At 60.7% G+C, this 15,885-nt stretch carries 13 protein-coding genes; 8 read left to right on the top strand and 5 right to left on the bottom strand.

The features are described from left to right. The first annotated feature begins 49 nt into the window (after window positions 1-49). The 8 genes from B0E33_RS17000 to B0E33_RS16965 all read left to right on the top strand — a co-directional run bounded on the left by B0E33_RS17000 (window position 50) and on the right by B0E33_RS16965 (window position 9,164). Complete coding sequence (locus B0E33_RS17000) at window positions 50-967, top strand: carbohydrate ABC transporter permease (RefSeq protein WP_023003020.1); 918 nt, start codon at window positions 50-52, stop codon at window positions 965-967. Between the two features lies 1 nt (window position 968). Then, the gene (locus B0E33_RS16995; RefSeq protein ID WP_023003019.1) at window positions 969-1,817 is read left to right on the top strand and encodes a carbohydrate ABC transporter permease; all 849 of its coding nucleotides are present in this window, start codon (window positions 969-971) and stop codon (window positions 1,815-1,817) included. Beyond that, window positions 1,814-3,889, top strand: coding sequence for an alpha-galactosidase (locus B0E33_RS16990; RefSeq protein ID WP_077291839.1), 2,076 nt, complete (start codon window positions 1,814-1,816; stop codon window positions 3,887-3,889). Before B0E33_RS16995 ends, B0E33_RS16990 begins: the two co-directional genes overlap by 4 nt. Before the next feature lie 61 nt (window positions 3,890-3,950). After that, entirely contained in the window at window positions 3,951-4,715 is a 765-nt protein-coding gene (locus B0E33_RS16985; protein WP_077291838.1) for an SDR family NAD(P)-dependent oxidoreductase, read from the top strand. Beyond that, window positions 4,712-5,632: a 2-dehydro-3-deoxygalactonokinase gene (locus tag B0E33_RS16980; protein WP_077291837.1), complete on the top strand. Its 921-nt coding sequence runs from the start codon at window positions 4,712-4,714 to the stop codon at window positions 5,630-5,632. The genes B0E33_RS16985 and B0E33_RS16980 overlap by 4 nt, the downstream gene beginning before the upstream one ends. Next, window positions 5,629-6,243: a 2-dehydro-3-deoxy-6-phosphogalactonate aldolase gene (locus B0E33_RS16975; protein WP_077291836.1), complete on the top strand. Its 615-nt coding sequence runs from the start codon at window positions 5,629-5,631 to the stop codon at window positions 6,241-6,243. Before B0E33_RS16980 ends, B0E33_RS16975 begins: the two co-directional genes overlap by 4 nt. 4 nt (window positions 6,244-6,247) lie before the next feature. Beyond that, window positions 6,248-7,087, top strand: a complete 840-nt coding sequence (locus tag B0E33_RS16970; RefSeq protein ID WP_077293403.1) for an SMP-30/gluconolactonase/LRE family protein — start codon at window positions 6,248-6,250, stop codon at window positions 7,085-7,087. A 175-nt stretch (window positions 7,088-7,262) separates the two neighbouring features. Continuing rightward, the gene (locus B0E33_RS16965; RefSeq protein WP_077291835.1) at window positions 7,263-9,164 is read left to right on the top strand and encodes a beta-galactosidase; all 1,902 of its coding nucleotides are present in this window, start codon (window positions 7,263-7,265) and stop codon (window positions 9,162-9,164) included. Between the two features lie 771 nt (window positions 9,165-9,935). On the opposite strand, the gene B0E33_RS16960 is transcribed toward B0E33_RS16965, so the two are convergent. From B0E33_RS16960 to iolG, 5 genes are all read right to left on the bottom strand, one after another. Beyond that, on the bottom strand, window positions 9,936-10,613 hold the full coding sequence (locus B0E33_RS16960; RefSeq protein ID WP_077291834.1) for a DsbA family oxidoreductase: 678 nt from the start codon (window positions 10,611-10,613) through the stop codon (window positions 9,936-9,938). Between the two features lie 154 nt (window positions 10,614-10,767). Next, window positions 10,768-12,657 (bottom strand): monovalent cation:proton antiporter-2 (CPA2) family protein, encoded by a 1,890-nt coding sequence (locus B0E33_RS16955; RefSeq protein WP_077291833.1) that lies wholly within the window; start codon window positions 12,655-12,657, stop codon window positions 10,768-10,770. After that, window positions 12,657-13,274: an NAD(P)H-dependent oxidoreductase gene (locus B0E33_RS16950; protein ID WP_077291832.1), complete on the bottom strand. Its 618-nt coding sequence runs from the start codon at window positions 13,272-13,274 to the stop codon at window positions 12,657-12,659. The genes B0E33_RS16955 and B0E33_RS16950 overlap by 1 nt, the downstream gene beginning before the upstream one ends. Window positions 13,275-13,461: 187 nt before the next feature. Continuing rightward, entirely contained in the window at window positions 13,462-14,595 is a 1,134-nt protein-coding gene (locus tag B0E33_RS16945) for a Gfo/Idh/MocA family protein (RefSeq protein ID WP_077291831.1), read from the bottom strand. Between the two features lie 175 nt (window positions 14,596-14,770). Beyond that, the gene (gene iolG, locus B0E33_RS16940) at window positions 14,771-15,769 is read right to left on the bottom strand and encodes an inositol 2-dehydrogenase (protein ID WP_077291830.1); all 999 of its coding nucleotides are present in this window, start codon (window positions 15,767-15,769) and stop codon (window positions 14,771-14,773) included. Between the last annotated feature and the right edge of the window lie 116 nt (window positions 15,770-15,885).

Raw genomic sequence — 15,885 nt, 5'->3', positions numbered from 1 at the left:
CCTGTCCTCTTTTCCGGTATACGCCGACGACTCACGAAGAGTTCCGAAAATGGCCCAAGCATCCGTCGCCGAGACCCGCCAGAGTTCCTGGTGGCATCGCAACCAGCAGCAGTTGACACCCTGGCTGTTCCTGGCACCCGGGATCCTGTTCTTCCTGTTCTATGTGATCTTTCCGATTTTCCAGTCGTTCAACCTGTCGCTCTACGAGTGGGACGGTTTGGGCCAGGCGGAATATGTCGGGCTCTACAATTACGAGGAACTCTACTGGGATGACGCGTTCTACACCTCGCTGAAGAACAACGTCATCTGGCTGCTGCTCTATCTGCTTGCCATTCCGGCCGGTCTGTTCATCGCGCTGTTCCTGAACCAGACCGTCACCGGCATCCGGCTCTACAAATCCCTGTTTTTCTTTCCCTTCGTGATCTCCCAGGTCGTCGTCGGCCTGGTGTTCACCTGGTTCTACGACCCGACATTCGGCATCCTCAACGTTCTGCTCGGCGCGGTCGGCCTGCCGCCGCTCAACGTGCTGGGGGACGAGAACTGGGTCACCGTGGGCATCATCGTCGCGGGCCTCTGGCCCCAGACGGCCTATTGCATGATCCTCTATCTTACCGGCCTCAACGCGGTTGATCCGGAGCAGATCGAGGCAGGACGCCTCGACGGCGCCAAGGGCTGGCGCATGCTCTGGTACATCATCGTGCCGCAGCTTCGCCCGGCCACCTTCATCGCCTTCGTCGTCACCATCATCGGCGCTTTGCGCTCTTTCGACCTGATTTCGGTCATGACCAACGGCGGGCCCTTCGGCGCCAGTCGAGTGCTCAGCTTCTACATGTTCGAGGTCGCACTCTCCGAATACGGCTTCCGCATGGGCTACGGCGCGGCCATTGCCGTGGTGCTGTTCCTGATCATGCTGGCCTTCATCGCCTACTTCCTCTGGTCGATGTACAAAGAAGAAAAGGCGCGCTGACATGTTCCCGACACCGATCGAACGCACGTCCCGCCCCTGGCAGATCACCTATCAGACGCTGCTTCCGCTGGCGCTGATCCTGTGGCTGCTGCCGCTGATCGCGGTCGCCATCTTTTCGGTCAAGCCGGATTCGGATTTTGCCAACGCCAACTACTGGGGCTGGCCGTCATCCTTCGAAGGCTTCACCAACTACGCGCTGGTCTTCACCGGCTCGGACATGCCGCAGTATTTGCTGAACTCGTTCAAGATCACCATTCCAACGGTGATCGGCGCGGTTGGCCTCTCGTGCATGACCGGCTTCGCCCTCGGCATCTACAAGTTCAAGGCCAATATCTGGCTCTTCTTCATGTTCGTTGCGGGCAACTTCGTGCCGTTCCAGATCCTGATGGTGCCGGTGCGCGACCTGACCCTGCAGATGGGCCTCTACAACACCATCACCGGTCTGGTTCTGTTCCACATCGCCTTCCAGACCGGCTTCTGCACACTCTTCATGCGCAACTTCATCCGTGCTCTGCCGTTTGAGCTGATAGAGGCCGCGCGCGTTGAGGGCGTCTCCGAATGGCGGATCTTCTGGTACGTGGTGCTGCCGCTGATGAAGCCGGCCATTGCCGCGCTGTCGGTGCTGATCTTCACCTTCATCTGGAACGACTACTTCTGGGCCGTGGTGCTGACGCAGGGCGTTGAAAGCCAGCCTGTCACCGCCGGCATCACGTCCTTCAACGCGCAATATCGTGCTGCCTACCACCTGATGAGCGCCGGTTCCATCGTGGCCGCCCTGCCGCCTGTCGCCATGTTCTTCCTGATGCAGCGCCACTTTATTGCAGGCCTCACACTCGGAGCCGTGAAATGATCCGCAGCTGGCATCTTGGAGATGACAGACAGAGCCTGGTCCTGGCCAGCTTCGACGACCGATTGCCGGAAGCTGTCTACTGGGGGCCCGCCCTTCCCACTGGCGAAAACCTGGAGACGCTTTCGGCAGCCGCACTTGCCGACGTCACCGGTGGCATGGTCGACCGCAACGCCGGTCTGAGCCTGTGTCCGGAAGCCTCCGAAAGCTTCCCCGGGCAAACCGGCCTGACTGCAAGGAACACATCCGGCGCGCCGCTCATGCCCAGTTTCCGGTTCGAAAGCGAAGCCGCTTCGGAGCATGGCCTGACGCTTGTCTTTGCCGACAACAGCCTTGATCTCAGCCTCGTCTTCGATCTCGTCCTGACACCGGAAACCTCCCTGTTAAAGCTTCAGACACGGCTGGAAAGCGCCGATGAGATCACGGTCGACTGGCTGGCGGCTCCGGTTCTGCCGGTCCCGGCTCACACCGGTGAGATGATCGAGTTTTCCGGCCGCTGGTGCGCGGAATTCCTGACCCGCCGCCTGCCGTTTGCGCCCGGTGCCCGAGTCCGCGACAACCGCACGGGCCGCACGGACCACGCCCATTTCCCGGGGCTTGTCGTCTGCAATGCCGGAACGTCCAACACGGCCGGTGAAGCTTTCGCGTTTCACTATGGCTGGTCCGGGGGCCACAAGATGGTTGCCGAGGAACTTGCCGATGGGCGTCGTCAGGTCCAGTTCGGCCACGCCACTGCCAGCCTTGCCAGCGGACGCCACTTCGTCAGCGCACCGCTCTACGCAACCTATTCCGCCACCGGCTTCAACGGTACCGCCGTTCGGTTCCAGCGCCATGTTCGCGACCATGTGGTTCAGGGAGCCCGCACTCCCCGCCCGGTCCACTACAATTGCTGGGAAGCGGTCTATTTCAAACACGACCTCGACGAACTCAAAGCCATCGCCTCCCAAGCGGCGGGCCTGGGCGCCGAGCGCTTTGTGCTGGACGACGGCTGGTTTGGCCACCGGGATGACGACACCTCGTCTCTGGGAGACTGGGTGATCGACAAACGCAAGTACCCGGACGGCCTCACCCCGCTGATCGACCATATCAAGGCGCTCGGCATGGAGTTCGGAATCTGGTTCGAACCGGAGATGGTCAACGAGGACAGTGACCTCTGCCGCGCTCATCCCGACTGGGTGCTCGGTCACGCAGACCAGATCCGCGGACGCCAGCAACTGGTGCTGGACATGTCCAACCAGGAGGTTCGCGACTATCTTTATGACCACATCGCCGACGTCCTGAAAAACAACGACATCGGCTACATCAAGTGGGACCACAACCGCATCCTGCCCGTGGTCGATGCCGAACAGGCCGAAGGCTTTTACGAGCTGGTCGACCGTCTGCGGTCCGATTTTCCGGCAGTGGAGATCGAGAGCTGCTCGTCCGGCGGCGGGCGGATCGACTTCGGCGTCCTGGAACGCACGCACCGGGTCTGGCTTTCGGACAGTAACGATGCGCTGGAACGCCAGCGTATTCAGCACGATGCCGCCCTGTTCCTGCCAGCCTTGGTAACAGGCTCTCACGTCGGGCCCCGTCACTGCCATACTTCCGGCCGCACGCTGGACATTCGTCTGCGCGCCTGGACCGCGGCTCAACGCCACATGGGCTTCGAGATGGACCCGCGTGAGCTGACGGAAGCCGAAGCCGAAACGCTGCGCAATGTCACGAGCTGGTGGAAAGCCAACCGGGACTGGATGATGCAGGCCGATATCCTGCGGCTCGACAGCGCCGATCCGGCCGTGATCGCAGAACAGCAGCTTGCCGGCGACGGCAGCCGGTTCGTTGCGTTTGCCGCGCTGACGCGACCAAGTGACCAGATCCTGCCGCGTCCGTTGCGCTTGACTGGTCTGGACCCGCAAGGCAGATACAGGCTATCTCTCGTCAATCGGGACGAAGCGCCCCGGCTGTCCCGCGGTGCGCCTCTCCTGAAACATCAAGACCTTGAAGCCAGTGGACAATATCTGATGTCCCACGGGCTCACGCTCCCCTGGCGGTTCCCAGAAACCGTCTGGGTTGTGGAAGGCGAACGTCTTTGAGTAACGTTACTCAAAACGAACCGATTTCGGCTTAGGCCGCCAAAACAATTGAGGAAGTGCCATGTACGCAACATACCCGGATCTCGACAACGCATCGGTATTCATCACCGGTGGCGGCTCCGGCATTGGCGCGGCGCTGACGGAGGGCTTTCTGCGGCAGGGGGCGAAGGTCGCCTTTGTGCAGCGTTCCGACGCAGCGCCCTTCTGCGACGAGATGGAACAGAAATACGGTCGCCGTCCGCTGTACCTGCCTTGTGACATCACAGACATGGCTGCCCTCAAGGCGGCCATGGATCAGGCAGCAGAAGCCCATGGCCCGATCACGGTTCTGGTCAACAATGCCGCCAACGACAAACGCCACAAGACCGAAGAGGTTGACGAGGCGTTCTGGGACTGGTCCGTGGCGATCAACCTGAAAGCCTATTTCTTTGCCTGCCAGCATGTGGTTGCCGGCATGCGAGCGGCCGGCGGTGGCTCCATCGTCAACTTCTCGTCCATCTCCTACATGATGGGCAATGCGGGCTACCCGGTCTACACGACCGCGAATTCCGGCATCAACGGCATGACCCGCAGCCTCGCACGGGAATTCGGCCCGGAGAACATCCGCGTCAACGCAATTGCGCCCGGCTGGGTCCTGACCCAGAAGCAGAAGGACATTTGGGTAACGCCGGAAGGTCTGGCAGCGCACATCGACCGGCAGTGTCTCAAGGTTGAACTGCAGCCGGACGACATGGTTGACCCGGTGCTTTTCCTTGCCTCCAGAACCAGCAAGGCGATGACCGGACAGGCGCTGGTCGTGGATGGCGGCGTGGTGGTGACGGGATGAACACACATCCAAAAGCGTCCTGGATCGCAGCGGATTGGGGCACCACCAATCTGCGCATCTGGGCGCTTGACGAAGCCAGTGGCATCCTTGCCCATCGCAGCTCCGAAAAGGGCATGGGCCGACTGGAGAAACAGGATTTCGAACCTGCCCTGATCGAACTGATCGCTGACCTTCTGAGGGACGGTGAGGTCACACCTGTGATCGTCTGCGGCATGGCCGGGTCCCGGCAGGGTTGGGCCGAAGCTCCCTACATGACCGTACCCTGCGCGCCGCCGTCGATCCGGAACGCTACCGGGGTGGATGCAGCCGACCCGCGCCTTGACGTGCGCATCCTGCCGGGCATCAAGCAGCTCACACCTCCCGATGTCATGCGCGGCGAGGAAACGCAGATCGCCGGATTCCTTTCGGAAAATCAGACCTATTCCGGCACCTTGTGCCTGCCTGGAACGCACACCAAGTGGGTCGCTCTCCAGGACGGACGAATTGAGCGGTTCCGCACCTTCATGACAGGAGAGACCTTCGCGCTTCTGTCCAAACACTCCGTCCTGCGGCACGGCCTTTCCGCCGATGACCTCGACAGCACAGCCTTTGCCGAAGCGGCCGAACACAGTTTCAATGCCCCCGAAGCGCTGACTGCCGATCTGTTTGGCGTGCGCGCCGCCGGCCTTGTCGCGGACCTTGGCCCTGCACAGGCAAGCGGCAGATTATCGGGGCTTCTGATCGGAGCCGAACTGGCCGCTGTCAGCCGTGATTTCGACCTTGGTAACACGGCCCTGCTGGGCAGCGACATGATCGCCGGTGCCTATCGCAGCGCCTTGACACATCTCGGCCATGCCTCAAGGCAGCTCGATGCGGAAACCATCACCTTGAAGGGCCTGACCCTTGCCTATTCCTTCTACGAACCGGAGCATTCATGAGCCGTAACCTGATAGCCATCCTGCGCGGCCTGACCCTGGACGAGGCTCTGCCCGTTACCGAATGCCTGATTGCCGCCGGCATCACTCGTATCGAGGTTCCGCTCAACTCGCCGGACCCGCTTGTTAGCATTGCCGCCATGGCAAAGGCCTTTTCCTCGAATGCCGAGATCGGCGCAGGCACCGTGCTGGCGCCCGAACAGGTGCGCGACGTCAAGAACGCCGGCGGCACGCTGATCGTGTCACCCGACTGCAATCCGGATGTCATCAAGACGACAAAAGCCGAAGGCATGTCTTCTTTTCCCGGTGTGATGACACCAAGCGAGTGCTTCACGGCGCTGCGCAGCGGGGCAGATGGCCTCAAATTCTTTCCCGCCTCGCTCATAGGTCCGGACGGACTGAAGGCGATGCTGGCGGTATTGCCGAAGGGCACTGCGACCTATGCCGTGGGCGGTGCCGGCCCGGACAATTTCGGGGACTGGATCAAGGCCGGGGCTGCCGGCTTCGGCATCGGAACGGCTCTGTTCAAACCCGGTGTTAGTGTTGCCGAAGTCAGCGAACGGGCCGAAAAAATCGTCGCCGCCTACGACGCGGCCGTTGCAGCATGCAGGTGATGTCATGAGCACAGTTTTCGACGAGCGCCAGTGCACCCTTGGCGAAGGCCCGTTGTGGCATCCCGAACGCCAGCAGCTGTTCTGGTTCGACATTCTCAACAAGCGCCTGCTCAGCCGTGACAACGGCACGGAAAAAACCTGGCAGTTCGATGAATATGTTTCTGCCGCAGGCTGGGTCAGCCGGACCGAACTCCTGATCGCCAGCTCTACGAAGCTGTTCCTGTTCAATCTGGAAACGGAAGCCTCCGCAAAGATCTGCGATCTGGAGGCCGACAACACAATCACGCGGTCCAACGACGGCAGAGCAGATCCCAAGGGAGGTTTCTGGATCGGCACCATGGGATTTGGCGCCGAAAAGAACGCCGGATCGATCTACCGCTATTACAAGGGAGAGCTGCGCAAGCTGTTCTCCGACATCACCATTTCCAACGCGATCTGTTTTTCGCCGGACGGCAAGACGGCCTATTTCGCTGACACCGACACCCTGACCATTCAGAAGGTCGCCCTGGACGCCGAGGGCTGGCCAGCAGGTGCGCCGTCCCTGTTCGTCGATCTGTCCGCCGACGGGTTCAATCCGGATGGCGCCGTGGTCGATAGCGAGGGGTTCCTGTGGAACGCCCATTGGGGGGCGAACCACGTTGCACGCTATAATGCGGACGGGAAATTTGCCGAGGCCGTTTCCATGCCTGCAAAACAGATTTCCTGCCCGGCATTCGGCGGGGCAGATCTGCAGACGCTCTTTGCCACATCCGCCGCCGAAGGTCTTACCGGCGAGCACGAAGGCAAGACCTATTTCGCGCAAGTGAAGGTTCGTGGACAGAGCGAGCACAGGGTCTTGCTCTAACAGGTCCGCCGTCCATCTACCGGGCAAAGTTTTGGGAGCACCGGGACAAAATGCTAGTTCAGTGGACCTTTGAAGGGTCCTCAGGCCCCGCCTTCGCGGGGATGACACGGAATATGTGGCAACGCTTCACCATCCGGATGAGCGTTGCCGAACCATCAAGCAGTGAGCATCCATCATGAAACGCACTCTCGGCACCTGCTATTATCCGGAACACTGGCCGGAAGAAATCTGGGAAGCTGATGCCCGCCGGATGGCCGAGACCGGGCTGACATGGATCCGCATCGGTGAATTCGCCTGGTCGCGCCTCGAGCCTCGTCCCGGTGACTTGCACTTCGAGTGGCTGGACAGAGCCATCGAGACCCTCGGCCGTGCCGGGTTGAAGGTCGTGCTCGGCACACCGACCGCAACGCCGCCGCGCTGGGTTGTCGACAAGCATCCGGACATGGTCGCCGTCGATGCCGGCGGCAATCCCCGCAAGTTCGGCTCCCGCCGCCACTACTGCTTTTCACACGAGGGCTTTCGCCAGGAGAGCGACCGGATCGTGAAGCTTGTCGCCGAGCGCTACGGCAACAATCCGCATGTCGCCGCCTGGCAGACCGACAACGAATATGGTTGCCACGATACGATTCTCTCCTATTCGGATGCTGCCCGAAAAGCGTTCCGGGTCTGGCTGAAGGGCCGCTACGGCTCCATCGAGGCGCTCAACCGCGCCTGGGGCAACGTTTTCTGGTCTATGGAGTATCTCTCCTTTGACGAGATCGACCTGCCGAACCTGACCGTAACCGAACCAAACCCCTCACATACACTTGCCTTCCGGCGGTTCTCCTCCGATCAGGTGGTTACCTTCAACAAGCGCCAGGTCGATATCATCCGGGCGCATTCCAGCGCACCGATCAGCCACAACTACATGGGCCGCGTAACGGATTTCGACCACTTCAAGGTCGGCGACGATCTCGAGATCGCGACATGGGACAGCTACCCGCTCGGTTTTCTGGAAGACCGTGTCGGCGCGGATGACGCCCATCAGCGGGCCTTCATGCGCCAGGGCGATCCGGACTTCCAGGCCTTCCACCACGATCTCTACCGTGCCGTTGGCAAGGGCCGCTGGTGGGTGATGGAACAACAGCCGGGACCGGTGAACTGGGCCCCCCACAATCCTGCTCCTCTGCCGGGCATGATGCGGCTTTGGGCCTGGGAGGCTTATGCCCATGGGGCCGAGGCCGTGTGCTATTTCCGTTGGCGACAGGCGCCTTTCGCGCAGGAACAGATGCATGCCGGCATGCTGCGCCCGGACAATGCCGATGCGCCGGCGCTGCTAGAAGCCCGCAAGGTCGCCGACGAATTGCGCGATGCGCCTGACGTCTCGGCCCCACAGGCACCTGTTGCACTGATCTTCGACTATGACGCGGATTTCGCCTGGACCACCCAGCCGCACGGCAAGGAGCTTTCCTATTTCCAGCTTGTTTTCGACACCTACAAGGCGCTGCGCAAGCTCGGGCTTTCGGTCGATATCCTGCGCGGCGAGACCCGTGACTTTTCCGGCTACAAGATTGTTGCCCTGCCTGGCCTGATCTACGTGCCGCAGCACCTGAAACAGGTGCTTGCCGAAACCGAAGCGCTGGTGGTGATGGGCCCGCGCACAGCCGCCCGCAACGCCGACATGGTCATTCCCGTGCCATTGCCACCAGACATGCCCGGGCTCGATCTTGCGGTCTCGCGGGTCGAAAGCCTGCGCCCGGATATGCCGATGCCGCTTAAGGGCGGCGGCGCCTTCACCAGCTACCGCGAGGAACTGGAAGGTGCTGGCGAAGTCATCCTGGAACTGGAAGACGGCCAACCCGCAGCCTACCGCCAGGAACATCTCGTCTATGTCGGTGGCTGGGGTGACGAAACCGTGCTGAAGCGCCTCTACACCATGCTATGCGAAGAAGCCGGGATCGACACGCTCGACATTGCCGGCGGTGTCCGCTGCCGCGTGACCGATGGTCTGAGGATTTGGACAAATTACGGCGCCGAGCCTGCCGACACACCTGCCGGTCGGATCGAAGCTGCAGGGGTGTTGTTCGAAAAGCTGTAAGGCAAAGTTGGTTCTACCCTGGGAGTGGTTAGATAACCGAGCTCTTCCTCCTCCCCGTCATTGCAGGACTTGATCCCGCAATCCATGCCGCGACAGTGCCGCAAACAAAGGGCTGTCGAGCGGGATCGCAACGGCGTGGATGCCATGGTCGAGCCATGGCATGACGAGTGGGTGGGCCGGGTTTCGTAACCGCACGCGCAGTCACGACGCGCTGAATTGAGAACCCCAACAACCGTCCCCATCCCGTCATTGCAGGACTTGATCCTGCAATCCATGCCGAGACAGTGCCGCAAACCTAGAGCCGTCGAGCGAAACCGGAACGGCGTGGATGCCATGGTCGAGCAATGGCATGACGAGTGGGTGGACCGGGTTTCGTAACCGCACCTCTCGGACGTTGATCTGGGCTGAGAACGCCAACGACCGCCCCCACCCCGTCATTGCAGGACTTGATCCTGCAATCCACGCCGTGACAGTGCCGCAAACCTAGACCCGTCGAGCGAAACCGGAACGGTGTGGATGCCATGGTCGAGCCATGGCATGACGAGTGGTTGGACCGGGTTTCGTAACCGCAGCCGCAATCACGATGCGCTGAGTTGAGAACGCCAACAACCGCCCCCACCCCGTCATTGCAGGACTTGATCCTGCAATCCACGCCGTGACAGTGCCGCAAACAAAGGCTGCAGAGCGGAACCGGAACTGCATGGATGCCATGGTAGCCATGGCATGACGAAGAAATTGGACGATCTACAGGTTATCTCCAAGGCTGTGTCGTCAGGCCGCCTTGCCCTTCGTCAGCTCGGTGATGATGGCCGCGAAATTGTCGACGCCCTGTGCGCCTGATACCAGGTGCTGACGCTCGAAGATGACAGCCGGAACGCCGTGAATGCCGTTGCCGGTCCAGAAGGCTTCTTCCGCGCGAACGGTTTCGGCAAAGCGGCCGTCTTCCAGAACGGCAAGGGCTTCGGCCCGGTTGAGACCAATGCTTTCGGCCACATCCGCCAGAACCTGATTCTCATTGAGGTCCTTCCGGTCGCCGAAATAGGCCTGGAACAGCGCCATCTTCAACTGGTGTTCCTTGCGGCTATCACCGGCCCAATGGATCAACTGGTGCGCCTTGAAGGTGTTCACCATGCGCATGTCGTCGGTGAAGTTGAACTCGAAACCAAGGCTCGCGCCAAGGTCCGTCAGCCGGTCCCGCGCCGCCTGGGACTGCTCCGCGCTGGAGCCGTATTTGCGCATGATGTGTTCGCGCAGGTTCTCTCCCTCCGCAGCCATATCCTGATTGAGTTCAAAAGGATGCCATTTGATGGCGGCCGTAACGCCGGTCCTTGCGATCGCCTGTTCGAGCTGCTTGAAGCCGACGATGCACCACGGACAGACGACATCGGAAACAATGTCGATCTGCAACACATCATCGAGGCCGGTTGTGTCGGTGTCTTGCGAAGTCATGATTGGTTCCTGTTCCGGCGCAGTCAGCCGCGTGTCTGGCTGGCGCCATTGTCTGTCTTGCCCCGCATATAGGAGCCGCTGCCAGCCGGGAAAAGGCAGTGGTTACCAAGGGGAAACCTCATTCTTTCGTCGGAACGCTGCTTTCCGCCTCCCGTCAGAGCGTCGCATCGCCCTTTGGGGGAGGTGTCCAGCCACGCTCCGATCCTTCAGGGCGATCACCGCCCCTGTCGACTTGCATGATTTCGAACAGGGTTTCGGAATGCGCCCGCATGGCATCGATATAGGAAGTGTCGACGCCACCGTCGTTGAAATTCTCGCGAAGGTCATCGAGCATCGCAATGTCGTGATGACGGAATTCCCTCGCCTTGGTGCGCGCCCGGAACGGATGGTACCCCAGCTCGGTCAAGGCCTGGCGCCCAAGCGCCAAGGCCCCTTCGAAGACCTCTCGCTCGGCACAATGAGCACCGGCATTTTCCAGTTCGTAGACGTGATGCCGGTCCCGGGCACGGGCGAGGATCCGGACATTCGGATAGGTCTTGGCAACGTGTTCCACCAGTTCGGTCTGCTTGTCGCGATCATCAAGCGCGGCAACGAAGAGGTCGGCATCGTCCAGCCCGGCACCGTGCAGAAGGTCCGGCCGGGTCGCATCCCCATAGAAGGTTCGAATGCCTATCCTGCGCAGGTTTTCGATCGTCTGCGGGTCATGATCGAGAATGATCACGTCGTAGCCACTGGTCAGCAGCAGTCGCGAGACGATCTGACCGAACCGGCCCATGCCCGCGACGACGACCCGGCCGCGCCTGTCGATGACATCCGGTTCCCGATCCGCTTTCGCCAGAGCCCGTGGAGCGACGATTTTTTCGTAGAAGATGAACAACGCGGGTGTCAGCAGCATGGAAATCGCCACCACCAGGGTCATGGTCTTGATCAGCGATGGTTCCAGCACCCCGCTGCCCGAGGCAAATCCGAACAACACGAAAGCGAATTCCCCTGCCTGTGCCAGCCCGAGCGCGAACAGCCACCGATCTGGCCCTGTGAGGCGAAAGAGGGCTGCAAGCAGGAACAGCACCAGAAACTTGACTGCCATCAAGCCGAGCGCGAGTCCAAGGATCGATAAAGGGGCACCGAACAGCAGGTCGAAATCGATCCCCGCCCCGACCGTCAGGAAGAACAGGCCAAGCAACAGGCCCTTGAAGGGTTCGATATCGCTTTCCAGCTCATGACGATAGTCGCTGTCGGACAGGACAACCCCGGCAAGAAAGGTTCCGAGTGCCGGCGACAGGCCGACAAAATCCATGACCAGGGCGATGCCGATTACGAGCAGCAGCGCGGTTGCCGTGAAGATTTCCCGCAGGCGTGCTTCGGCTATGAACCGGAAGACAGGCCGCAGCAGATGACGCCCTGCCAGGATGATGGCGGCAATAACAGCCAGAATGACAAGAGCCTGTGCCCAGCCCGGCAAGGCCGCCAGAGCTTCACCACCATGACCGGCACTCTCGCCATGCCCGTCCGCGGCTCCTTCCCCGCCATGGCCACTGATGGCAAGCAACGGAAGAAGTGCCAGCATCGGAATGACCGCGATATCCTGGGTCAGCAATACCGAGAAGGAACTCTGCCCACCTTGCGTTTTCAGCCAGCCCTTCTCGTTGAGGGTCTGCAAGACGATGGCGGTGGAGGAAAGCGACAGGATCATGCCGAGCGCCAAAGCGCTCTGCCAGTGAAGACCGAACGCCAGACCGGCCGCGGCAAAGATGAGCGCTGTCCCGACAACCTGCAAGCCGCCAAGCCCGACAAGCTGCTGGCGCATTTTCCAGAGCATGGCGGGTTGCAGTTCCAGCCCGACCAGGAACAGCATCATAACCACGCCGAATTCTGCAAAATGTTGCACGTCGGCCGCTTCCGACCCGACGATGCCGATGACAGGCCCGATCACCACACCGGCGATCAGATAACCAAGCACGGAGCCAAGACCAAGCCGGTTGGCAATCGGCACCGCGATGACGGCCGCGCACAGATAGACGAAGGCTTCGCTGAGCAGCGCCATCAAACCGTCTCCCCTGCCAGCAGGAACGCATCCAGGTCATCCGGCAGCACCGGCGCTACGGCCGCCTTTGCAAGATCCAGCTGATCGCGGACCAAAGCATTCAGAAGCTTTCCATAGGCATGGCGGTGGGCCTCAAAGCGGTTTTCCTCCAGTGCTCGCCCGGCCCCGAACAGCGCAAAGGGCGCAAGGTAGCGCATGCCGCACAGATCCGCCGTCTTTTCGAATGGGCCCAGCAAGCTGCGCAACTCGGCATGGTTCATGCCCGTTTGCGAATAGGCATCCGGTTTGGCACCGGTCGTGACCGCGTTCAGAAACACCTTGCCATGCAATGCCTTGCCGGCATGACCATAGGCAAAGCCATGTTCCAGAACCAGATCCTGCCACTCTTTCATGATGGCGGGAGCCGAATACCAGTAAAGCGGATGCTGGAAGACAACCACGTCATGAGCCCGCAGGCGGTCCTGTTCCCGGTCGATATCGATGCTGAAATCCGGATAGTCCGCATAAAGATCGACGGTTGTGATCTCCTTGATCGACCGCGCGGTTTCAAACAGCGGCAGGTTCACCTCCGACCTGTGCGGTCGTGGGTGGGCAAAGAAAACGATTACCTTGGCCAAGAGGATCTCCCGGATCTGAGTAAGCCCGCAGAGCCGGCAAGGCCCGCCAGGCAAGGCAAACCAACGGTCTGTATTCTCAAGAGTTTATAGGGATCATCCGCAACAGATAAAGGGCGCGAACAGGAACCGGCCTGTTCGCGCCCATTGAACAATAAAGTGAGCGATAGACAGTGGGATGCTGTCGGCGTCAGTCCGCTCTGGAGACCCGCACCCGGGTGCCCGTCTCTCCAGCCTCGGCAATCGCATGAATGACCGCTTCAAAATGAAGCGCCTCCCGGAACGACGGCACGGCATTGCGCCCTTCTGAAATCGCCGTCAGGAACTCATGAACCTCTATCACCTTCAGATCGTTGAACCCGAGCTGATGGCCGGCGGCCGGAACGAATTGCCCGTACGGCGGATGAGCTGGCCCGCTGAGCAACGTCTTGAAACCCTGTTCGGCAAGCTCGCCCCGGTTCTGATAGAGACGGAGTTCGTTCATGCGCTCCTGATCAAAGGTAATCATGCCTTCCGTTCCATGCACCTCGAAGCCGATGTAGCTCTTGCGGCCCCAGGCACTGCGCGAGGTCGATACGACACCATGGACACCGTTTTCGAAGGTCAGCAGCGCAGAAGCTATGTCTTCGTTTTCAACCGGACGCCGCTCGCTTGAGCCATTGCCCATGGGCCGTGTTTCATGAACCGTTCTTGTCTCCGCGACCAGGCTTTCGACCGGTCCGACGAGCGCGGTTGCGAGCGAAATCAGATGGCAGCCAAGATCGCCGAGCGTGCCGAGGCCGGCATCGGCCTTGGTTGCCCGCCAGGTCCAGGCGAGGTTTGGATCAGCCTGGTAGTCTTCATCGACCATGCCGCGAAAATGCACGATCCGGCCGATGGCGCCATCCGCGATGAGTTTGCGGGCATGCGAAATCGCCGGATTATGCAGGTAGTTGTAGCCGACGATGGTCTTCGCACCTGTTCTTTCGGCAACAGCCAGCATCTGTCTGGCGTCCTCCAGGCTGAGCGCCATCGGTTTTTCCAGATGCACATGCTTGCCGGCCTCGAGCGCGGCAAGCGCCATTTCCTTGTGCACCTTGTTGGGTGTGGTGATGCAGACGATATCGACCTTCGGATCCGCAATCAGATCTTTCCAGTCGCTCGTTGCCCTAGCAAAGCCGAACTGGTCGGCAAAGGCTTCTGCCTTTTCTGCAGGAACATCGCACAGCACTTCCAGGCGGGTCGCCGGCACATCGCCGAACACCGCTTTCACCGAACCATAGGCAAGCGCATGGCACTTTCCCATGAAACCGGTGCCGATCAATCCGATACCGAGACTTGTCATGTAATCCGATCCTCCCGGAGGTGACGAAGCGGACCGTTCCGCCCTTTAACCTCATCCTGAGGAAGCGCCTTGGCGCTGTCTCGAAGGATGGGCTGCTTGCTCATGAGTGTGCCGCCCATCCTTCGAGACGGACCAGACGGTCCTCCTCAGGATGAGGTCATAGTGGTTCTGACGCTCAGACTTCGTCCATGCCGACGGCGCGGCGTTCGGCGATGGACTTGAGGGCAGCTTCAGCCAGGGCGAGTGCCTTCAATCCGTCCTCGCCACTCGGTGACGGCGCACTACCGGTTTCGATAGCCTCGACGAAAGCGGTGATTTCAGCCGCATAGGCTTCCGTGTAGCGGGTCATGAAGAAATCATGCAGCGGCGGACGGGTGTATCCGGCTTCGGTTGCCACTTCGATGGATACCGGACGCTGGTTTTCCGCACTCACCACACCCTTGGAGCCATGCACCTCGATGCGCTGGTCGTAGCCATAGGTTGCCCGGCGGGAATTGGAGATGGAGCATTGCTTGCCGGACGCCGTCGTCAGCACCACCATCGCACTGTCGTAATCGCCGAGCTTGCCGATTTCCGGATCGACCAGAACCGACGCCGTCGCGTAGACGGTCGTGACTTCATCGCCGAGCAGGAACCGGGCCATGTCGAAGTCATGGATGGTCATGTCACGGAAGATGCCGCCGGACGACGTGATGTAGGATGGCGGCGGCGCACCCGGATCGCGCGAGGTGATCTGCACCATTTCCACGTCGCCAATCCGCCCTTCGTCAATGGCTGCGCGCACGGCGCGGAAATGCGGATCGAAACGGCGGTTGAACCCCAGCATCAAGGTTGCGCCAAGGTCTTCTACCGTCTTCAGGCAGGCTTTCACCCGGTCCAGCGACAGATCGACCGGCTTTTCGCAGAAGATCGCCTTGCCTGCGCGTGCGAACTTCTCGATCAGATCGGCATGGGTGTCGGTCGGCGTGCAGATGATCACCGCGTCGACATCTCCGGCGGCAGCGATCTCGTCGATCGTGCTGACACGGGCGCCATAGGCGGCTGCAAGCGTTTCGGCGGCTTCCGGGAAGGCGTCCGCAACAGCGACGAGCGTCGCACCGGCGGCCGCGCCAACGGCCTTTGCGTGCACTTTACCGATACGTCCAGCCCCAAGCAGGGCGACATTGACGGCCATGATACTTCCTCCCGGATGACATGTGGCAGAGCGGTTTGAACCAGCGCTTGCCAATTTAGAATAAAAATTCCAAAATCATTTTCGACGGAATGTGTCAAGCCGGAAAAGAAGAAGAC

The organism is Roseibium algicola (assembly GCF_001999245.1).
Taxonomy (GTDB): Bacteria; Pseudomonadota; Alphaproteobacteria; order Rhizobiales; family Stappiaceae; genus Roseibium; species Roseibium algicola.
The sequence above is the reverse complement of the archived record's forward strand: the minus strand, read 5'-3'. Positions and strand labels throughout refer to the sequence as shown.